23 protein-coding genes are annotated in these 20,001 nt (G+C 71.4%); 15 read left to right on the forward strand and 8 right to left on the reverse strand.

Translation table 11 applies throughout. From position 1 onward, the window contains the following. Positions 1-417: 417 nt before the first annotated feature. Genes IE316_RS29855 through IE316_RS29895 form a run of 9 tightly spaced genes read left to right on the forward strand, consistent with a single transcriptional unit; the run spans position 418 to position 6,965 of the window. Positions 418-1,137, forward strand: coding sequence for a hypothetical protein (locus IE316_RS29855; protein WP_190207659.1), 720 nt, complete (start codon positions 418-420; stop codon positions 1,135-1,137). 19 nt (positions 1,138-1,156) lie between these two features. Then, complete coding sequence (locus IE316_RS29860) at positions 1,157-2,005, forward strand: hypothetical protein (RefSeq protein ID WP_190207660.1); 849 nt, start codon at positions 1,157-1,159, stop codon at positions 2,003-2,005. Further along, the gene (locus IE316_RS29865) at positions 2,002-3,309 is read left to right on the forward strand and encodes a TadA family conjugal transfer-associated ATPase (protein WP_190207661.1); all 1,308 of its coding nucleotides are present in this window, start codon (positions 2,002-2,004) and stop codon (positions 3,307-3,309) included. Before IE316_RS29860 ends, IE316_RS29865 begins: the two co-directional genes overlap by 4 nt. A gap of 2 nt (positions 3,310-3,311) precedes the next feature. Further along, positions 3,312-4,358: a type II secretion system F family protein gene (locus IE316_RS29870; RefSeq protein WP_190207662.1), complete on the forward strand. Its 1,047-nt coding sequence runs from the start codon at positions 3,312-3,314 to the stop codon at positions 4,356-4,358. Next, on the forward strand, positions 4,355-5,275 hold the full coding sequence (locus IE316_RS29875) for a type II secretion system F family protein (protein ID WP_190207663.1): 921 nt from the start codon (positions 4,355-4,357) through the stop codon (positions 5,273-5,275). The genes IE316_RS29870 and IE316_RS29875 overlap by 4 nt, the downstream gene beginning before the upstream one ends. A 52-nt stretch (positions 5,276-5,327) precedes the next feature. Further along, positions 5,328-5,579, forward strand: coding sequence for a hypothetical protein (locus IE316_RS29880; RefSeq protein WP_190207664.1), 252 nt, complete (start codon positions 5,328-5,330; stop codon positions 5,577-5,579). A gap of 47 nt (positions 5,580-5,626) precedes the next feature. Then, positions 5,627-6,088, forward strand: a complete 462-nt coding sequence (locus IE316_RS29885; protein WP_190207665.1) for a TadE family protein — start codon at positions 5,627-5,629, stop codon at positions 6,086-6,088. Next, on the forward strand, positions 6,088-6,495 hold the full coding sequence (locus IE316_RS29890; RefSeq protein WP_190207666.1) for a TadE/TadG family type IV pilus assembly protein: 408 nt from the start codon (positions 6,088-6,090) through the stop codon (positions 6,493-6,495). The genes IE316_RS29885 and IE316_RS29890 overlap by 1 nt, the downstream gene beginning before the upstream one ends. After that, positions 6,492-6,965, forward strand: a complete 474-nt coding sequence (locus tag IE316_RS29895) for a pilus assembly protein TadG-related protein (protein ID WP_190207667.1) — start codon at positions 6,492-6,494, stop codon at positions 6,963-6,965. The genes IE316_RS29890 and IE316_RS29895 overlap by 4 nt, the downstream gene beginning before the upstream one ends. Before the next feature lie 18 nt (positions 6,966-6,983). Here IE316_RS29895 and IE316_RS35690 read toward each other — a convergent pair whose 3' ends face one another. From IE316_RS35690 to IE316_RS35695, 7 genes are all read right to left on the reverse strand, one after another. Next, positions 6,984-7,406, reverse strand: coding sequence for a hypothetical protein (locus tag IE316_RS35690; protein ID WP_229910614.1), 423 nt, complete (start codon positions 7,404-7,406; stop codon positions 6,984-6,986). Beyond that, positions 7,390-7,731, reverse strand: coding sequence for a hypothetical protein (locus tag IE316_RS29905; protein WP_190207668.1), 342 nt, complete (start codon positions 7,729-7,731; stop codon positions 7,390-7,392). Before IE316_RS29905 ends, IE316_RS35690 begins: the two co-directional genes overlap by 17 nt. 20 nt (positions 7,732-7,751) lie before the next feature. Then, complete coding sequence (locus tag IE316_RS29910) at positions 7,752-8,354, reverse strand: hypothetical protein (protein WP_190207725.1); 603 nt, start codon at positions 8,352-8,354, stop codon at positions 7,752-7,754. A 46-nt stretch (positions 8,355-8,400) separates the two neighbouring features. Further along, complete coding sequence (locus IE316_RS29915) at positions 8,401-8,805, reverse strand: Imm50 family immunity protein (RefSeq protein ID WP_190207669.1); 405 nt, start codon at positions 8,803-8,805, stop codon at positions 8,401-8,403. After that, positions 8,792-9,292, reverse strand: coding sequence for an Imm50 family immunity protein (locus IE316_RS29920; RefSeq protein WP_190207670.1), 501 nt, complete (start codon positions 9,290-9,292; stop codon positions 8,792-8,794). Before IE316_RS29920 ends, IE316_RS29915 begins: the two co-directional genes overlap by 14 nt. A gap of 211 nt (positions 9,293-9,503) precedes the next feature. After that, the gene (locus IE316_RS29925; RefSeq protein WP_190207671.1) at positions 9,504-9,878 is read right to left on the reverse strand and encodes a hypothetical protein; all 375 of its coding nucleotides are present in this window, start codon (positions 9,876-9,878) and stop codon (positions 9,504-9,506) included. A gap of 3 nt (positions 9,879-9,881) precedes the next feature. Then, complete coding sequence (locus IE316_RS35695; RefSeq protein ID WP_229910615.1) at positions 9,882-11,444, reverse strand: WXG100 family type VII secretion target; 1,563 nt, start codon at positions 11,442-11,444, stop codon at positions 9,882-9,884. A gap of 239 nt (positions 11,445-11,683) precedes the next feature. On the opposite strand from IE316_RS35695, the gene IE316_RS29935 reads away from it, so the two are divergent. From IE316_RS29935 to IE316_RS29955, 5 genes are all read left to right on the forward strand, one after another. Then, positions 11,684-12,565 (forward strand): RpnC/YadD family protein, encoded by an 882-nt coding sequence (locus IE316_RS29935; RefSeq protein ID WP_190207672.1) that lies wholly within the window; start codon positions 11,684-11,686, stop codon positions 12,563-12,565. A gap of 223 nt (positions 12,566-12,788) precedes the next feature. Beyond that, positions 12,789-15,653, forward strand: coding sequence for a BTAD domain-containing putative transcriptional regulator (locus IE316_RS29940; RefSeq protein WP_229910616.1), 2,865 nt, complete (start codon positions 12,789-12,791; stop codon positions 15,651-15,653). A 5-nt stretch (positions 15,654-15,658) separates the two neighbouring features. Then, on the forward strand, positions 15,659-16,540 hold the full coding sequence (locus tag IE316_RS29945; protein WP_190207674.1) for a prepilin peptidase: 882 nt from the start codon (positions 15,659-15,661) through the stop codon (positions 16,538-16,540). A 104-nt stretch (positions 16,541-16,644) separates the two neighbouring features. Continuing rightward, positions 16,645-17,844 carry a cyclic dehypoxanthinyl futalosine synthase gene (gene mqnC / locus IE316_RS29950; protein WP_190207675.1) on the forward strand — a complete coding sequence of 400 codons (1,200 nt, stop codon included), beginning with the start codon at positions 16,645-16,647 and terminating at the stop codon, positions 17,842-17,844. A 7-nt stretch (positions 17,845-17,851) separates the two neighbouring features. Then, positions 17,852-18,295, forward strand: a complete 444-nt coding sequence (locus tag IE316_RS29955; RefSeq protein ID WP_190207676.1) for an imidazolonepropionase-like domain-containing protein — start codon at positions 17,852-17,854, stop codon at positions 18,293-18,295. Positions 18,296-18,318: 23 nt separating this feature from the next. On the opposite strand, the gene IE316_RS29960 is transcribed toward IE316_RS29955, so the two are convergent. Beyond that, positions 18,319-19,335, reverse strand: a complete 1,017-nt coding sequence (locus IE316_RS29960) for a chitinase (protein WP_190207677.1) — start codon at positions 19,333-19,335, stop codon at positions 18,319-18,321. Between the two features lie 234 nt (positions 19,336-19,569). Between IE316_RS29960 and IE316_RS29965 the strand changes: the two genes are divergently transcribed. Next, on the forward strand, positions 19,570-19,998 hold the full coding sequence (locus IE316_RS29965; RefSeq protein WP_190207678.1) for a hypothetical protein: 429 nt from the start codon (positions 19,570-19,572) through the stop codon (positions 19,996-19,998). Positions 19,999-20,001 lie beyond the last annotated feature (3 nt).

Below are 20,001 nucleotides of genomic sequence, written 5' to 3' on the forward strand. Positions count from 1 at the left end.
ATCGCCGTCACCGCCGCCGTCACCGCCCCGGGCGAATCCCGCCCGTGCCCCCGGCCTCCGCCCCCGTGAGTGAATCGTGCAGGCATCATGGCCGGCCCGTGACGGGCGGCTTCCCGGCGGTGGTCCCTCGCCGCTGAACGGGATTCGCTGCCGCACAGGCGAGGAGGGGGGTGGGCGCCTTGCCCAACGGGGGTCGGCGGGCGCGAAGTTGCAGATGGGTAACCGTGTCGGCGGCGGGTGGCGGCGGGCGGAGTACGCCTTGAGGGGCTTATGGGCTGCTGATACGGTGCGATGGCTTGACACTCGCCGCGGCGCTGGCTATTCGCCCAGGTCGGGCGGACCCGGGCGAAGTGTCCGAAAACGCGGAGTCCTCCGCGGACTTGGCAGACAGATCGTGGGCGTACGGGGAGCGGTTGCGTGAAGATCCAGGAGCGTACGGGGGCGGGCGCGGGGCGTGCCGCGGGTCCGGCTCAGGCGCCGGTCGGTGACCGGCTTCCCACCCCTCCTCGCGAGCGCAAACCCGCCCTCGCCGCGCTCGCCGTCCTGCTGATCCTGGTCGGCGCGCTGGGCGCCACCATGCTCGTGCTGCGCGTGGGGGACCGGATCGAGGTCGTCAAGGTGACCGCCGACATCCAGGCCGGTGAGTCCATCACCGACAAGAACGTCACCTCGGTGATGGTCGCTGAGGACCCGGGCATCCACTATGTCGAGTGGTCGAATCGCGAAGCCCTCAAGGCATACAAGGCGAAGTCCACCATCTACGCGGGCTCCCTCGCCGTCGGCGAGATGTTCGCCAAGGAACAGCAACTCCCCGCCGGCAAGGCCGTCCTCGGTGTCGCCCTCAAGGAAGGGCAGTACCCCGGGGACATCAAGCCCGGTGACCACGTCGCCGCCTACCGGGTCGGGGCGAACAACTCGTCCTCGTCCTCCGACAGCGGTGACGACACCGCCGCCTCCTCCGGGGGTGGTGCGCTCGTCGACGACGCCCAGGTCTACACCGCGAAGAAGCCGGGCGACTCCACCATCAGCACCGGCAACCTCTCCCTCACCCTCCTCGTCGACGCGGGCGACGCCGCCGCGCTCGCCTCGGCGGCGTCCGCGGGCGAGCTGGCCGTCGTGCGCGTCCCGGCGAAGTAGAAGGCGGCACCGACAAGCCATGGCGCTCATCGCTCTCGCCGCCGACAAGGGTTCCCCCGGCGTCACCACCGCGGCCGTCGCCCTCGCCGCGGTCTGGCCGCGCCGCGTCCTGCTCGCCGAGGCCGACCCGGCCGGCGGCGACCTGGTGTACCGTTCCGCCGCCGCGCACGGCGGGCCGCTCAACCCCAACACCGGGATGCTGTCCATCGCCGCGACCGCCCGGCGCGGCCTCGTACCCGACCAGCTCTGGGACCACGTACAGCCGTTGAGCGGCGGCCTTGAGGTGCTGGTCGGGCTGGGGATCGCCGAGCAGGCCGCCGGGCTGGCCGGGCTGTGGCCGACGCTGGGCCGGGCCTTCGCCTCGCTCGCCGACTCGCCGCACGCGCCCGCCGACGTCATCGCCGACTGCGGACGGATCAGCGGCGACACCCCGGCCGTCGAGCTGTTCCCGCACGCCGCGCTGGTGCTGCTGATCTCCCGTACCGAACCCGAGGCCATCGCCCGGGTCCGGGACCGGGCCGCCGCCCTGACCACCAGGCTGCACGGCGGGCCGCGCGGCGCCGCCGGCCTCGCCTCCCCGGCGATCGGCGTCGTCCTGATAGCCGACCCGAGCACCGCGGGCAAGCTCTCCGGGCAGGTCAACGACATGCTGGTGCACGCCCAGACCGGCGCCCGGGTGGTCGGGACCATAGCCGACGACCCCGCCGGAGCCGACCAGTTGGCCGGGCGCAAGCGCGGCCGGCTGGAGAAGTCGCTGCTCGTCCGCACCGCCCGCAAGGTCACCGCGGACCTCTACCAGCAGTTCGGCGCCGCCTGGTCCGTACCCGCCGATCCGCACCTGGGCGGCCGCGCGGAGGCCGGGCGATGACCGCTGTCGACCACCAGTTGGTCAAGCGGTTCCGGCAGGAGGCCGGCGACCGGATTGCCGAGCAGCGCCGCCTGGACCAGGTCAACGGCGTCCCCCCGATGTCCACCGAGGACGAGCGGCAGTACGCGCGGGCGGTCATCGCGCAGATCCTGGAGGAGTACGCCCGCACCGAGATCACCGCGGGCCGGACGCCGCTGGACGCCGCGACCGAGGAGCAGTACGCGGCCGCCGTGCACGCCGCGCTGTTCGGCGTCGGCCGGCTCCAGCCGCTGCTCGACGACCCCGAGGTCGAGAACATCGACATCAACGGCTGCGACCAGGTCTTCGTCGGCTACAGCGACGGGCGCGAGGTGCGCGGCGAGCCCGTCGCCGACACCGACGAGGAGCTGATCGAGCTGATCCAGGTGCTCGGTGCGTACTCCGGGCTGTCGTCCCGCCCGTTCGACTCCGCGAATCCGCAGCTCGACCTGCGGCTGCCGGACGGTTCCCGGCTGTCGGCCGTGATGGACGTGGCCCGCCGGCCCGCGCTGTCCATCCGCCGGGCCCGGATGGGCAAGGTGTTCATCTCCGACCTGGTCGGCAACGGCACGCTCACGCCCGAGCTGGGCCACTTCCTCGCCTGTGCGGTCCGGGCCCGGAAGAACATCATGATCGCGGGTGCCACCAACGCCGGAAAGACGACGCTGCTGCGCGCCCTCGCCAACGAGATCCCGCCGCACGAACGCCTCATCACCGTCGAGCGGGCCCTGGAACTGGGACTCGATCAGTTCCCCGACCTGCACCCCAACGTCGTGGCGTTCGAGGAACGGCTGCCCAACTCCGAGGGCCAGGGCGCCATCACCATGGCCGAACTGGTCCGCCGCTCGCTGCGCATGAACCCCTCCCGGGTCATCGTCGGCGAGGTCCTCGGCGACGAGATCGTCACCATGCTCAACGCCATGTCCCAGGGCAACGACGGCTCGCTGTCCACGATCCACGCCAACAGCTCCAGCGAGGTCTTCAACCGCATCTCCACGTACGCGCTCCAGGCCGCCGAACGGCTGCCCATCGAGGCCAGCCAGATGCTGGTGGCCGGCGCGGTCAACTTCGTCGTCTTCATCCAGCGGCGCAACTCCTTCCAGACCGGCGGACGCCTCCAGCGCATGGTCACCTCCGTCCGCGAGGTCAACGGCGTCGACGGACGGGTGCTGTCCAGCGAGGTCTTCGCCGAGACACCCGACGGCCGGGTCGTGCCGCACGCCCCCCTCGCCTGCCTGGAGGACCTCATCGCGCACGGATACCGGCCCAGCGGAACGTGGGGGTGAGCATGACCAGCGGTACGACGAACGCGGCACTCGGCTCGCTCGGCTCGATGGGCGGCCTGTTCTCCACCACCGTCCTGTACTCCATCGGCTGCGGCGTCGCCGTCGGCGGCGGCCTCGCCCTGCTCCTGATCGCCGTACGCGGGCTGCCCGCCCGGCCCGAGCACGAGAAGCGGCAGGCCGGCGAGCGGGCCGCCGAACTGATCCGCTGGGCGGGACAGCGCGGCTCCCTCGCCGCCATCGTCGGCCTCGCCGTGCTGCTGCTCACCCGCTGGGCGGTCCTCGGCATCGCGGCCGGCGTCCTCGTCTTCTTCTGGGACCGCCTCTTCGGCGGCGCCGCCGAGGAACGTGCCGCCATGAAGCGGGTCGAGGCCCTCGCCTCCTGGACGGAGTCGCTGCGCGACACCATCGCCGGCGCGGTCGGCCTGGAACAGGCCATTCCGGCCTCCGCGCGGGCCGCCGCCCCCGTGCTCCGGCCCCACCTGGACGCCCTCGTCGACCGGCTGCGCAGCCGTACGCCGCTGCCGGACGCGCTCCAGCAGCTCGCCGACGAGATCGACGACGCCTCCGCCGACATCATCGTCGCCGCGCTCATCCTCAACGCGCGGCTGCGCGGCCCCGGCCTGCGGCAGGTGCTCGGCGCGCTCGCCAAGTCGGCGCGCGAGGAGGTCGACATGCGCCAGCGCGTGATGGCGCAGCGCGCCTCCACCCGGCGGTCGGTGCAGATCGTGGTCGCCGTGTCGGTGGCGTTCGTCCTCGGCCTGTCCGTCTTCAACCGCGACTTCGTCGAGCCGTACGGGACGCCGGTCGGGCAGCTCGTGCTGCTCTGCGTGTGCGGGCTGTTCGCGCTGGGCTTCTGGTGGCTGCGCAAGCTGTCCACCATCGAGACGCCGGAACGGTTCCTGGTGCGCGGCGACTCGGGCGTACGGTTCGTCCGCCCCCGTACCGGCGCGCCGGGCCCGCAGGCCCAGCCGCAGCCGCAGCTTCAGCCCCATCCCCAGGCCCAGCCGCAGCCGTACCCGGGGCAGCAGGAAGAGGGGGTACGACGGTGAATCTGACGATGCCGGTCCTGGTCGGCGCGGTCCTCGGCCTGGGCGTCTACGCCCTCGTACGCGCCCTGATGCCGAGCCGGCGCAGCCCGATCCAGCAGGTCGCCCGGATCGACGCGATGCGGGCGCGCGGATCGGCGTACGAGACGGCGCGCGCGCCCCAGGAGACGGGGCGGTTCGGTGCGCTGCGCGCCCAGGTCGGGGCGCGGGTCGCCGAGTTCTACCTCCAGCAGGGCTGGGAGCAGCGCTCGCTGCGCGCGGACCTGGCGGTGCTGGACCGGAGCTGGGAGAAGTTCCTCGCCACGAAGGTGCTGCTGGGCGCGACGGGCCTGTTCTTCGGCCCGTTCCTGTTCGCCGTGGTCTACGCGCTGGGCTTCAACCGCAGCCCGGTCGTCCCGGTCTGGCTGGCCCTGCTGTGCGCGGTGGTCTTCTTCTTCCTCCCCGACCTGGAGATCCGGCGGGACGCGGCCGACAAACGCCGTGACCTGCGGCGCGTGATCGGCGCCTATCTGGACCTGGTCTCCATGAGCCTGGCCGGCGGCCGGGGTCTGCCGGAGGCCCTGATGGCGGCGGCGGAGGTGTCCGACGGCTGGGCGACGCAGCGCATCCGCAACGCCCTCGCCGACGCCCGGATCACCGGCGTCAGCCAGTGGCAGGCGCTGGGGCAGCTCGGCGAGGAACTCGGCGTGGAGGAACTGAAGGACCTCTCCGCCTCGCTGGCCCTGGTCGCGGACGACGGCGCCAAGGTCCGCGAGTCCCTCGCCTCCCGCGCCGAGACCATGCGGCACCGCGAACTCGCCGAGATCGAGGGCAGCGCGGGCGAGAAGTCGCAGTCGATGCTGGTGGCCCAGTTGCTGCTGTGCGCCGGGTTCCTGGTGTTCCTGATCTTTCCGGCGGCGATGCGGGTGTTCCAGGTGTGAGCGGCTTCCGGCGAACCCCTGCCCACCCACTGTTTCGAGAGGACGACACATCATGAACGGACGGAACTTCAGCACCGGCATCCCGGCGATGGACTTCCTGGTCACCTTCCTGCGGGCCCGCGTGGAGCGCGCCCGCTCCGGCGAACTGGACCGGGGCGCCTCCGCGGTCGAGTGGGTCATCATCTCCGCGGTCGTCGTGGCGATCGTCGGCGTGGTGGCGGCCATCATCAACACCGCGCTCAGCGACGGTGCCACCAAGGTCGGCAACTGCATCAAGGGCGCCGACGCCGACAGCACCTGCTGAGCCGGACGCGGGAACGGCGGACGGCACGGGGACACGGGGGCACGGGGATGCGGGCGAGACTCCGCGACTGGACGCGCCGCAGGGTGAGGGCCGCACGTACGGCGGCGGCCACCCGCGGCGACTCCGGCATGACCGCGATCGAGTTCGTGTTCCTCACCCCGGTCCTGTTCTTCATGATCTTCGCGACGGTCCAGTTCGCGCTGTACTTCTTCGCCGACCACGTCGCCCAGGCGGCGGCCCAGGCCGGGGCGCGCAAGGCCCGCGCGACGGCCGACGCCCAGCCCGGAAGCTGGCGCGGCGAGGCGGCGACCGTGGTGGACAGCTACATCAGCCAGCTCGGCCCCCAGCTCGTACTCGCCCCCGACGTCACCCTGCTCCAGCCGGAGCAGGACACGGTGGGCGTGGAGATCACGGCTCGTATCCCGACGGTCTTCCCCGGACTGGACCTGACGGTGCACGCGCGGTCGGTGGGGCCGGTGGAACGGTTCGTGCGGGAGGGCGAGGACTGATGGTCCCGTACGGGCGGGACGACCGCGGGCTGTCCACGGTCGAGGTGGTGATCCTCGCGCCGGTGATGATCCTGTTCATCCTGGTCCTGGTCGCGTTCGGGCAACTGGTCGACGGCCGGGGCGCGATCGACGGCGCGGCCCGGGACGCGGCCCGCGCCGGCTCCATCCAGAAGGACCACGCCACGGCGATGGCGGAGGCGCGGAAGGCGGCCCGGGCCGACCTGGAGGACGTCTGCTCCGGCCCGGTGTCGGTGGTGCAGAAGAGCGCCGGCTTCGCACCCGACACGCTGTTCACGGTCGAGGTGAGCTGCGAGGTCCGGGGCCTGGCGATGATCGGCCTGGACATCCCGACCACGCTGTCGGCGAGCTTCAGCTCCCCGCTGGACCCGTACCGGAGGACGGCGTGAACGCCAGGGGCTGGGCCCGGGCGCGCGGATGGCTCGATGCGCGGCGCGGGCGACTGGACGACCGGGGCTCGGGCGCCGGGGCGGTCATCATCTTCGCGCTGGTGTTCCTGTCTCTCTCCGCCTTCGTCATCGACGGCGGCCTGTCCATCTCCAAGCGGGAACGCGCCGCCGACATCGCGGAACAGGCGGCCCGTTTCGCCGCGCAGGACATCGACCGAGAGGCCCTCTACGACAACGAGGGCGGACCCGCGCCGATCAATTACGAGAACTGCGACGCCCGGGTCAAGACCTTCGCCCGCGAGATGAACATGACCGGCGCGGACATCGCCGGCACCCACTGCGTCGCGGCCGACACCGCCCGCGTCGAGGTCGAGGTGCGGCTCACGTACTCCCCGGTGTTCACGGGCATGCTCTACGGCGGGGACGTGGTGGTCCGGGGCCGAGCGGTGGCGGAGAACGAGGTCGGCTGAGCCGGTCCGTTCGTCGGCTCAATCCAACGGGATCCCCAGGTCCCGTGTGAGGATGTCGGCAAGTCTGCTGTCCGGCACCCGCGGGGGAGTGTGGTCCAGCATCCGGACCCGCGCCAGGAACGGTGCGGGCAGGACTACGTGGTGTCGGTGTACGTAATAGGACAGGTCGTCGCGCCAGACCCACGTACCGTCGGTGCGGAGCGACCCGGCGCCCGCCAGTGTGGGCCCCTCGGGGTCGAGCACGTCGGTGGTGGCACTCATCTCGGACCAGAGGCCCGTGCCGTTCATCAGGTACGCGACGATGCCGTCCTCGTCGGGTTCGCCCACCGGCCTGACCGCGTCCCCGATCGGGCCGTCGGTGGGAAGCCCCCAGCCGGGCGACAACTCGGCGAAGAACCCGACGGAACGGACCGTCCGGTCCCGGTCAGCCCTCGCCGCCACCCTTGCCGCCCCTCTTGTCCCCCGTCTTCACCGCGTCGTTGATCTGCTTGGTCAGTTCGTCGTCGAGTTTCTTGAACTCGCGGACGACGGCGTCGGACATGTCGGCCAGGGCGTCGAGCTGCTGGGTGATGTCCTCGCGGCCGTCCTCCCAGTTGGACTCGAAGTCGCCGAGGGCGTCGTTGACGCTGCCGTCACCGATGTCGTCCTTGTACGACTCGAAGAGCTTCTTGGTGTGATTCAGCCGCGTCTTGAGCGACCGCAGCCGGCGCCCGTACCCCTCCAACTCCTCCAGCGGCAGCGCGAGATCGCTCTTTCCCTTGCCCATGGCGTGCGGCCCCCTTCGGGTCAGACGAAACGGAAGGTGCTGGTCACGGCGTCGAAGATGTCGTGGAACGCCTCGGCGAGGTCCAGCACGGGGCTGGCCCCGGAGACGAGCACGACCTGATCAGTGGTTCCCGGTACGGGAATGTACGTCTGGGTCAGCACCATGCGCAGGGTACGGCTGTCGCCCTCGGCGACCGGCACGTCCTCGATGCCGTAGCTGCGCGCCGCCGTGCCCACGTCCGGGATGTCGACGGTGGTGACCTTGCGCCAGGCGTCGCCCTCGCGGCGCGGGGTGATCGTGCGCAGGTTCTCGGCGATCGCGCGGGGATCGGTGGACAGGGCGACGCCCTGCCGGTCCTTCGCGCCGAGCACCGAGACGGTGACGGTCGCGGACAACGGGACACCGTCGAAGTTCTCGGCCATGCAGCCGAGGTACAACGCCCCGGAGTCGTGGGCGTCCTTGGCCATCTTGCGGAGCATGGCCGAGATCTCGGCACGGTACGGCGCCAGGTCGGGCACCTCGCGGACCCGCGCGTCGACCAGGGCACGGATGGTCGCCTCACGCCCCTCGGGCCGGATGTCGAACTCCCACCACGACTCGGGAACGGAAAGGGACACTCCTATAGGGGTGACAGTCACAGAAGAAGCTCCGTAGGTGGGCCGAGCGGACTCACTCGGTGTGGGCGGCCAAGTACGCGCGCCTCCTGGTGAGTTCCACCGAGGGCGAGGTGAAGGAGATTCCGCGCTGCGTGCTGCCCAGCCTGACGTCGAAACGTTCGTCGTCGCCGCGAGCCACGTCGATCTGCTGCGCACAGGACGGACCCCAGTCGGTCACCTGAAGGTCCGCGATCTCCGAGAAGGTCAGGAAGAATTCGACCGTGTTGTATTCCTGCTCCTGCCACTCCAGGGGGACAGTGGTAGGAAGGGAATTCGTCGAGAACCCCAGAGTCACCGAGTCACCGCGTTCGTCGATGTGTGCGTAGAAGATCTGGCACAGATCCGGGGCGGGCGGATCCTCGTACAGATCGGTCAGGCCGCCGTGCCGGAGGATATGGGTCCAGTCAGAAACGCTCATAGAAAGTCTTCTCATCGGTTCCGGGAAGCGAGGTGTAGCGGCGGGCGTCGATGCGGCTGAGGAACAGGTGGCGTCCTGCATCGGTGCCGTCGGAACGGCTGCGGTATGCGCTGAGGTGGCCGATCAATACGGAATCGCTGCAGGTGAATGACAGGGTGATTCCGTCACCGGTGGCGGTGACCCGGATGGTTCCCGGCTCCCCGCAGGGCACCGTCTCGATGTCGGCAGTGGCCGGCGGAGACCAGTCACTGAGCGAGATCGTCCCCGCGGCGAGGAAGCGAAGCTGGCACTGCACGGTGTCGACTCCGGCATCCGCCCACTCCTGCGGCGGGTGTTCGGGGAAGATCGGAAGGTCGAGCCGCAAGGCGACGTTGGGGCCGCGCCAGTTCAGGTTGATGGATCGGACTCTGACACCGCGCAGCGCGGGAAAGTCTGCATAGAGAGGTCTGATCTTCTCTGGGTTCGCCAGAAACCTGTCAAAGGTCATAGTAATAATGCTCCTCGCAGCCTGGAATCTGCCCGTTCCTCGTGTCCTCGAACGGCCCACGGGCTCACCATCACAGAGTGTGCTGCACGACTCGGGAACGGAGACCGAGATGCCGAAAGGAGCGTCCGGACGCTCAGTACTCGGTGATGACCTTCATTTTCTCGCTTCGTTCGTGCCGTCCAGCGGCGTGGTCCCGTCCTGTGCCCTCGCGTCAATCGGGCATGGGGATGCCTTCGGCTTCGGCGATCTCCATGGCGTGTTCCACGGTGATGTCCGGTGCCGTGTAGTCGAGGGCGGTGATGTGTTCGAGGAAGTCGTCCGGCGGGGAGACGCGGTGGTATTTGACGTAGTCGGACCAGGCGAGATGCCATACCCATTCTCCGTCCGTCATGATGCCGACACGGACGTGCATGTCCGGAGAGTCGGAGAACGGGTCCGGCATGGTTCCCGGGGAGTAGAGAATCGGCTCGGCCTCTTCCAGGAAGCTGGCGAGACGGTCGGACAGCTCCTCGGGCAGAGTGTCCGGAAGGAACTCGGCTTCCGTTCGAGGTTCGCCAATGCGGTGCGGTACGGGTACCTTGGCCATGGATTATGCTCCTGCGTTGGGGTAGAAGGTTTCGAAAGCGCCGCGAAGCTTGGGGTGCATGTAGGTTCCGCTGGCGTCGAACGGTGCCACGGCCGTTCTGCCGTTGGGCCACACCCATAGGTAATCATTGGGTGCCTCGACTTTGACGCCCAGGGAGTTCGCCAGATTCTGCGCGAAGCCGTCGGCCTTCATTCCTGTCTGGCAGGAGAGGAGCCTGACGGTCTCGCCGTTCCAGCCGTGTGCGCGTATCAGTGAGGCGATCTCTCGGTGGTTGAAGTTGTGCCAGTTCTCCGAGAGGTGTGCCGGGCCGTCCTTGATCTGGTATCCCACCGAGGTGGGGGAGCCGTGAATGCCTACGTCGAAGGTTCCGTTGTTCTTGATCCGGTTCATGCTTTTCAGCAGCGGGTCTCCGGGTTTGAACACCAGCATCCCGGGCCGGCCGTCCTTGAACGGCTGAACCTTGAAAGACAGCGGTTTGTTGCCCCGGGAAGCGAGGCCCTTGACCATCGAGACGACGTTTGCCGACCCGTTGCGGATACCGTTGGCCAGTCCTTTCAGGCCGCCGCCGATGCCGCCCATGAGGCCGGTGCCCAGCGCCCTGAGACCTCCCGCCTTCCATAGCTTGCCGAGTTTGGCGAGGCTGGTGAAGCCCTTGGTGGCGGGTATGCAGTCGAGGGCCGCCCATAGGAGGTCGCCCCAGCCTGCCTGGCCCTTGATGACCTTTCTTATCGTGTCGGCCATCACGACCAGGGCGGCCGCGAAGACCAGCCAGCCCAAGGGGCCGCCGACGATCATCACGATGATGCCGACGACGGTCACGACCCATTTGCAGACCGTGACGATCTCGTCCCAGTGGTCGGAGACCCAGTCGCCGATCTCCTCCCACCAGTGGCGGTTGGGTATGCCGGCGTCCGACGCCTCGCGCAGCTTGGTGACCGTGCGGCGGGCCGCCTCCTCGCGCAGACCCTTCGCCTGGGCGGCGAGTTTCTTGGCCGCGTCGAGGGCGCTCTGCGCGGTGTCGACGTTGCGCTGGGCCGCGGCCTCGCGGGCCTTGGCGTGCTGGGCGTCGCGGGTGGCGCGGCGGACGTCGGCCTCGTCGGGCTTGGGGATGTCCCGGCCGCCGTTCTTGGCCGGGTCGTAGGAGTCGGCCTTCTCGGTCGCCGTGCGCACCCAGTCCTGGGCGCCGGACAGGGCGGTCTGCGCGGTGGTGAGTTCCTCGCGCGCCTTGCGGCCGTCGCGCAGCGCCTTGTCGGCCTTCTCCTGGGCGTCCTGGAGGTCGGGCCAGAAGGAGGCGAGCGCGTCACCGGCCAGGTCGTAGGACTTCTTCAGCTTGCGGAGCTTCTTCGGCGCGTCCGCGAACTCCTCCGCGAAGACCTCGGCCGTCTTCCCCGCCCACGAGAGGATCTCGTCCTCCTTGGCGATGCCCTTGAGGTCCCGCAACGCCTCGCCCACGTCCTCGGCGAAGTCGTGCAGGGTACCGGCGAGCTGACGGATGCGGTGCGGGTCGCCGGGGGTGGGGTCCTTGTCCAGATCGAGTATGTGCCAGTCCGTCGGCCTGTGCGACACGCGTACTCCCCCGTCGTCACTCCAGCAACGCCCGTGTCAGAGCGTGCTGTGAAGTTATCGCACGGCACCACGGCGCCCTCAAGAGCGCTCGGACGCCTTGGGGGTGGTGAGACGGGCCGACGGGCGGTGCCTGTCGGTGGTTCACCGGTGCTTGGGCTACTTCCACGGCGACGGTGCGCGAGTGGTGTGACCTCGCGGCCGCGTGGCGCGTTGTACGCGTCGTACTGGAGGGAGAGCTGATGGTCGGCTCGTCGCACGAGGCGCTGCACTGGGTCTTCCAGAAAGACCCGGCGTTGCTCACGCGGGCGTTACAGAGTGTGCTGCATGTGCCGTTTCCCGAGCCACGCGAATTCGCGGTGCTGAATGCGGATCTGACGGAGATCGAGCCTGTCGAACGGCGTGTCGACACGTTGATGCGGGTGGAGACGGACGGCGGGGCGTACCTCCTGGTCGTCGAGGCGCAGGGGAAGCGGGACGAGGACAAGCGGGGGAGCTGGGCGTACTACCTGTCGTATCTGTACGCGAAGTACCGCTGCGAGCCGGTGCTCGTCGTCATCACGCAGAGCAGTGGGACGGCGCGCTGGGCGGCGCAGCCGATCCGGTTGGGGCTGCCCGGCTGGCACTCGCTGACGGTACGGCCGCTGGTGATCGGGCCGGACAACGTGCCGGTGATCGCCGATACGCGGGTGGCCGAGAGGGACGTACCGCTCGCCGTTCTCTCGGCCATGACGCACGGGCGCGGCCCGAAAGCCGGCGCCATACTGGAGCCACTGGCTTCCGCCCTGCGGACCATCGACGCCGAGAGCGCGGCGGTCTTCGGGCAGTTCGTCGAATCGTGTCTGGCCGATTTCCAGGCCAAGGAGATCTGGAGGGAACTGATGGCGGAGATGCACTACTTCTTTCGGCATCCGGTGGCCGAGAAGGTCCGCGAGGAGGGGCGCGAGGCCGGGCGTGTGCAGGACCGGGTCGAAATGACGCTGCGGATTTTGGAGTGGCGGGGGATTCCGGTGTCCGACGGGGTGCGGGAGCGGGTGCGGGCGTGTAGTGATCTGGAGCAGCTTGAGGTCTGGGCGCAGCGGGCCGTGCATGCCGCCGATGCCGAGGAGATCTTCGGCGGGTGATGAAAAAAGGGGGATAGGGGCAAGTCGGGCTTACCGGGCCTGCCTCAGGGGGGCGGTTCCGCGGGGGCTTCGTTGGGGCGGTGGGAGTCAATAGGATCTCTCCACGACCCTCCCTCCACATCGATCCGGGACACCCGCCATGCCGCGACGTCGTACTTCCAGCCCGTCAGCCTCGACGGGTGGTTCGCCGGTCCCCAGGAACCGGACGCCGCAGCCCGTGTGGATGCGGCGGCGTACGGTCGGGGACTTCGTGAAGGCGTTCCTCGCCTTCGTCGTGCTGGTCGTGCTGGTGCTCGGGGTGCCGTTCGCGCTGGCGACGCAGATCGGGTGGCCGTTGCCGAGCGGGGCGCCGAGCCTGGACTGGTTGCAGCGTGAGATCACCGTCGGGACGTTCCTGAACATCCTGACCGTCATCGTCTGGTTCGCGTGGGCCCAGTTCACCGCCTGTGTGCTGGTCGAGATCAAGGCCGCGCTCTCCGGTGTCGGCGTGCCGGGGCGGGTTCCGGGCGCCGGGCCCAGCCAGTTGCTGGCGCGGCAGCTCGTCGCCGCCCTGCTGCTGGTCGGCGCCACCGCCGCGAGCCTCACGCCGGGGCTGGCGCAGCTCGGGCAGCAGCACGGCCTGGAGGGCAACCAGCAGCCCGCCGTCGCCGCCGCCCAGCAGACGCCGGGGATCTTCGCCCAGCAGGAGGCGCGGACCGGCGCCGCCGCGGGCGCCCTCGCCGAACAGGCGTCCCAGGCCGCCGCCGACGCCCGGGGCACCGCCGAGCACGGCGACACCAAGTTCTACCGGATCCAGCCGCCCGAGGGACGGCACCACGACTCCCTCTGGGAGATCGCCGAGCGGCACCTCGGGGACGGACGCCGGTACAAGGAGATCTTCGAGCTGAACAAGGACCGGGTGCAGCCGGACGGTTCGAGGCTGTCGGAGGCCAGTCTCATCCGGCCCGGGTGGATCATGGAGATGCCCGGGGACGCGCGGGGCGGCGAGCTGGTCGAGATGCCCGACGAGGCGCCCGATGTCTCCCCGCGGGTGCGGCAGCAGATCGATGCGTATGCCCGGACCGGGGATCAGCAACAGCAACAGCAACAGCAACAGCAGCAGCAGCAACAGCAGGAGCGCGGTGACCGTGACTCCGGTGCCTCGCTTCCCGAGCAGCGGCCCGCCCCTGCCCCCGCCCCCGCCGGTCAGGAGCAGCGGTCGTTCGGGCTGCCCGAGGCCCTCCTCACCGCTCCCCTCCTCGCCGCCGGGCTGCTCGGGGCGCTCGGGCGGCGTCGCCGGCAGGCGCTGTGGCAGTCGGCGCTCGGGGCCGTCGGCGGGCGGCGCGGCATGGAACCGCCGACGCCCACCGGCGACGCCCGGGACGCGCAGGACGCGCTGCTCGTCGGCGCCGACCCCGACGGCGTACGGATGCTCGACCGTGCGCTGCGCGGGCTCGCCGCGTCGCTGGCCGGGGAGTCGCGGGCGCTGCCGGTCGTGTACGCGGCCTGGCTCAGCCACGGGGACCTGCACCTTCAGCTCGCCCAGCCCGCCGGGAAGCCGCCGGCGCCCTGGCGGCCGGGGCAGGACCAGACGTTCTGGACGCTGGCCCGCGCCGACGCCGAGCGGTACGAGGACACCGACACCGCCGCCCCCTACCCCGGCCTGGTCAGCCTCGGCACCATGGACGACTCCCGGCTGCTGCTGAACCTGGAGTCGGTGCCCGGCATCGTCTCGCTCAGCGGCGCCGAGGCCGACCGGGCCGCCGTGTTCGCGTCGGTCGCCGCCGAACTGGCCACCAACGGCTGGTCGGACCGCATGACCATCACCCTCGTCGGGTTCGGCGACGACCTCACCCCGCTCGCGCCCAACCGCATCCGGCACCTCGACGGCACCGAGGCGCTGTTCGAGACGATGGAGGCGGAGACGCGGCAGCGGCGCGGCGCGCTGGGGGCCGCCGGGCACGACTCCGTACTGACCGGGCGCACCGGCCCCGCCCAGCACACCCGCTGGGCCCCGCACCTGGTGCTGCTCGCCGCGCGGCCCTCCGACGAGGACGCGCACCGCCTCGCCGAACTCGCCGCCGACGCCGCCCGGCTCGGCATCGGGTACCTGGTCGGCACCGACAGCGGCGACCTGCCCGGCGCCGCCTGGGAGATGGAGATCACCGCCGACGGGCGGCTGCTCGCCCCGCTGCTCGGCCTCGAACTCGACGCCCAGCTCCTGCCGGCCGCCCAGCGGCGGGCCGTGGTCGACCTGTTCGCCGCCGCCGACCCCGGCAGCGGACCCGACGGCGGGCCCGGCAACAGCCCGCCGTTCCTCGTCGACATCAGCGAGGAGGGCCGGCCCGCGGTGTACGCGCGCCTGGTCGGCCCGTACGAGATCATCGGGCTTGACGCCCCGGACCCCGACCGCGGCGCCCAGTTGCACGAGGCGCTCGCGCTGCTCCTGCTGCACCGCGAGGGCGTCCACCCGCGCGTCCTGGCCTCCGCGCTCTGGCCACGCGGCGTGACCGACGACGTGCGCGACGCACTCCTCGAACGGCTGCGCGACTGGCTCGGCACCGACCCCGACGGGAGCCCCCGGCTCCGTACCGACGCCACCGGACGGCTCACCCTCGCCCGGTCCGTCGTCTCCGACCTCGACGTGCTGCGCTCCCTGTATTACGAGGCCACGCAGGGCAAGGGCGCCGACAACCGGGCCGTGCGCGGGCGGCTGCTCACCGACGCGCTGGTGCTGGTGCGCGGGCCGCTCCTCGCCGACCGGCCCGGGGACCGCTACCGCTGGCTCACCCACGAGATCGTGGACGCCCAGCTTCCGCTGCTGGTCGCGGACACGGGGCTGGCGCTGTCCGCGTTCCACCTGGAGAAGGACCGCACGGAGAAGGCCATCGAGGCGCTGAACGCGGCGCTGCGGACCGCCCCCGCCGACGAACGCCTCTGGCACGAACTGCTGCGCGCCACGCACGCCACCGGCGACCCCGAGCGGCTGCGCGCCCTCGCCGCCGACCTCACCGGACGCGGCGGGGCGCGCGGGCTGCCGCCGCGCACCGAGGCGCTCCTGGACGAACTCCTCCCGACCTGGCGCGAGGCGTCCCCGGCGGCCGGATGACCTCCATGGGCGTCCTCGACGTGCTGCTCGTCGCCGCCGCCGCGCTGTGGGGCGCGGCGGCGGGCGCGCTGCTGCCGCGCGCCGCGTACCGCTTCTCCGCCCCCGCCGGGGAGCCGTGGCGGGACCGGTGCCCGGGCGGGCATCCGGTACGGGGATGGCTGGGGGGAGCGCGGTGCGGCGCGTGCGCCGCGGGGGAGGGCTCGTACGCGGCGGGCGAACCTCCGTCCCCGCAGGACACGGGGCCGCGCGCTCGACCCGGAGGCTCGTACGCGGAGGACCGAGCAACGCGCGCGGAGGGCTCGTACGCGGAGAGCGGAGCAACGCGCGCGGAGGGCGGAGGCTCGTACGCCCCCGGCCCCCTGCCCCCCGCCGTCCTCACCGCCCTCGTGTGCGCCGCTCTCGCCGGTGCCACCGGCACCCGGCCCGAGCTGGTCGTCTGGCTGCTGCTGGCGCCCGTCGGTGTGCTGCTGGCGGTCGTCGACCGGCGGGTGGCCCGGCTGCCCGACCCGCTCACCCTGCCCTTCGCCGGTGCCGCGCTCGCGCTGCTCGGGCTCGCCGCGCTGCTGCCCGAGCACGCCGGGTCGTGGACCACCGCCCTGCTGGGCGCCCTCGCGCTGGGCGCCGGTTACTTCGTACTGTGGCTGATCAACCCGGCCGGCATGGGCTTCGGCGACGTGAAGCTGGCCCTGGGCGCCGGGGCCGTCCTCGGCTGGTACGGCTGGGCCACGGTGATGCTGGGCACCCTCGCCGGGTTCCTGCTCGGGGCGGTGTACGGCGGCGTCCTCGTCCTGGCGCGCCGGGCCGGACGCAGGACGGCCATCGCGTTCGGGCCGTTCCTCATCGCGGGCGCCTTCCTCGGCGTACTGGCGGGCGCGTACGCGGCGTGAGGCGCGGAGCGCGTACGCCGGGGCGCCCGGCCTGGCGTCAGGCGGGCGCGACGGCTGGCGTAGGCTGAAACGGTCCGTCCACACCCCTTACGAAAGGGACGCCGGTGACCGAGAAGGCCGACCTTCAGCCCATCCTCGACCGTGCCGCCGCCGGTGGGCGGATCACCCCCGAAGAGGCCCTCGCCCTGTACCGCGACGCCCCGCTGCACGCGCTGGGCGCCGCCGCCGACACGATCCGCCGCCGCAGGTACGCCGGGATCGAGCACATCGCGACGTACATCATCGAGCGGAACATCAACTACACCAACGTGTGCGTCACGGCGTGCAAGTTCTGCGCGTTCTACGCGGCCCCGAAGGACACCGCGAAGGGCTGGACCCGCGACCTCGACGACATCCTGCGCCGCTGCGCGGAGACCGTCGAGCTGGGCGGGACGCAGATCATGTTCCAGGGCGGCCACCACCCGGACTACGGCGTCGAGTACTACGAGAAGCACTTCGCCGCCATCAAGAAGGAGTTCCCGCAGCTCGTCATCCACAGCCTGGGGGCGAGCGAGGTCGAGCACATGGCGCGGATCTCCAAGGTGTCCGTGGAGGAGGCGATCCAGCGCATCCACGCCGCCGGGCTGGACTCGTTCGCCGGCGCCGGCGCCGAACTGCTGCCCGAGCGGCCCCGCAAGGCGATCGCGCCGCTGAAGGAGTCCGGCGAGCGCTGGCTGGAGATCATGGAGACGGCGCACAACCTCGGCGTCGAGTCCACCTCCACCATGCTCATGGGCACCGGCGAGACCAACGCCGAGCGGATCGAGCACCTGCGGATGATCCGGGACGTGCAGGACCGCACCGGCGGCTTCCGCGCCTTCATCCCGTACACCTACCAGCCCGAGAACAACCACCTGAAGGGCCGCACGCAGGCGACCCTCTTCGAGTACCTGCGGATGATCGCCATCGCGCGGATCTTCCTGGACAACGTGGCGCACATCCAGGGCTCCTGGCTGACCACCGGCAAGGAGGTCGGCCAGCTCTCCCTGCACTACGGCGCCGACGACCTCGGTTCGGTCATGCTGGAGGAGAACGTCGTCTCCTCGGCCGGCGCCCGGCACCGCTCCAACCGGCTGGAGCTGATCGACCTGATCCGCAAGGCGGGCCGGGTCCCGGCGCAGCGCGCCACGACGTACGAGCACCTCGTCGTGCACGACGACCCGGCCAACGACCCCGTCGACGACCGCGTCGTCTCGCACATCTCCTCCACCGCGATCGACGGCGGCACCGCCCACCCCGAGCTGAAGCTGATCGCGGCCAACTGACGCCCCCGTGCTGACGATCCACGCCGCCGACGAGGTCCGTACCGCCTGGGACGGCGAGCCGCTGCGGGACGCCGCGGTCGCCGTGACGGGCGAGCGGGTGACCCGGGTGGGACCCGCCGAGGACGTGGTACGGGCCTTTCCCGGCGCCCGGGTGCGGCGCTGGCCCGGTGTCCTGGGCCCCGGGCGGCTGCACGACGGGCCGCTGCCCGACGCGCCGAGCCCGCGGGAGCGGGTGCACGCGGTGCTGAAGCTGGGGGCGGTGGCCGTCCTGGCGGAGCACGTCGACGCGGAGCTGCGGGCCGCCGCCGTCCGCGGGGGCGTCCTGGTCCTGCCGGCCGCCCGCCCGGCCGTGCTGGCCGAGGGGGGACGGGCCGACCTCGCCGTCCTCGGGTCCGGCGGGGCGTGTCTGGCGACGGTGTGCGCGGGCCGCCTGGTCCACCGGCGGCGCTGAAGTCTCCCTGTCCCCGGGGCGGTTCAGCCCGCGAACGCCTTCCCGAACGCCCCCGCCTCCTGCGTCACACCGCTGCAGTCGGTCGCCGCGTCGTCCGAGCCGGCGTCGTCGTCGCACGGCTGGTCGCGGAAGGCCGACCACATCGACACCCAGGCGAGGGACTTCTGCTCCGCGAAGGCACGCACCCGCGCCGCGTCCGCCAGCGTGAACGTCTCCCCGGCCACGTCGTTGACGCCGATCATCGAGGTCAGCGCCATGCCCCGCCAGGCGTCCGCGTCGGACAGGCCGAACACCTCCTTGAGCTGGCGGTGCGCGGCCTTCGCGGAGGTGACGGCGTAATCGCCCATGTCGCCGGTGTAGGACTCGCCGTAGTTCATGGTCATCAGGTTGACCGTGGAGACCTGGACGCCGTGGTCGTTGGCGGACTCCAGCAGCGCCAGGCCGTCCTCGTCGAGCCCCGAGGGCATCACCGGCAGGGTGTACGAGATCGTCAGGTCCGCGCGCTCGTCCTGGAGCAGCGCGAGCGCCTCCGAGCGCAGGGCGACCGAGTCGGCGTCGGTCAGCTCGTCGCCCTCGATGTCGAAGTCGGCGAGCGTGGTGCCGGCGGCGTCCAGGGCCGCGCCGTACGCCTCGGCCAGCTTCCGCGCGCTGCCGCAGGTCGCCGCCAGTTCCTTGCCGGAGGCGCCCCCGAAGGAGACGCGGACCGCGGCGCCGTCCGCGGTGAGCTGCGCGATCCGGGAGGTGACCGAGGAGTCGTCGATCGCGTGCGTGCCGTTCCACTCGGGGGTGCAGTCGCTGCCCGAGGAGATCACGAAGGCCAGGTTGTACGCCGCCGGGGAGCCCGCCGAGTCGTTGGCGGAGGCACCGGTCGCGCTGACGTACGGGGCGTACGCGGTGGTGGACGGGGCGGCCGTCGAGGGCGGGGCGGAGGGGGCCGCGTCCGTGCCGCCCGTACCGTCCGTACCGTTCCGCGAACACCCCGCCGCCACGAGGGCGATCAGGCAGACCAGCCCGGCGGCGGACTTTCGTGCACGGGTCATCGGGTGCGCTCCTGCCTGCAAGAATTGTCGAAGGCTCTCGTGGGTTTGTCCCAGGACGGAAACGAAGACCGTCCCCGGACCGGAAAGGTTCCATACCGGACTGTGTCCCACCTGGGAGAACGTCCGGATTTCCGGTGGCTTTCTTAGGTGGGTGACAGGCTCGGGCGTTTCTCATGGACGGCACACAAGAAAGTCAGAGTTTCGGTCACATAAACCCCTCCTAACATCCGGGGAATGCATTCCGAGACCGCCATCGAGACCCGCGCCGCGGCGCGCGGTCGCCGTCGCAAACGCGGCAACGGGTCCGCCGACGGGCCCGTGTTCGTTGACACCTCCGGTCGCCGGGCCCGGCTGCTGCGCCGGATCGGGCTGCTGCTGGGCGCCGTCTGCTGCGGGTACGCGATCGTGCTGGGCCTGGCCTTCATGGGCATCGGCACCTCGATCAACCCGTCCTCGCTGCTGCCGTTCGGCGCCAGCGGGAACGGCACCGCCCCGGGCGGCGGCCTCCGGCCCCAGGGCGGAGCCGTGCCCAGCGGAGCCGTCCCGAGCGGCGCCCCCAGCGGGGCCCCGAGCGGCGCCCCCACCGGCGTACCCGCCGCCCCGCCCGGCGGCGCTGCCGTCAGCTCCGCCCCCACCCCGGCCGCCTCCGCGACCGCCGACTGACCG

This window comes from Streptomyces fumanus (assembly GCF_014655295.1).
Classification (GTDB): domain Bacteria; phylum Actinomycetota; class Actinomycetes; order Streptomycetales; family Streptomycetaceae; genus Streptomyces; species Streptomyces fumanus.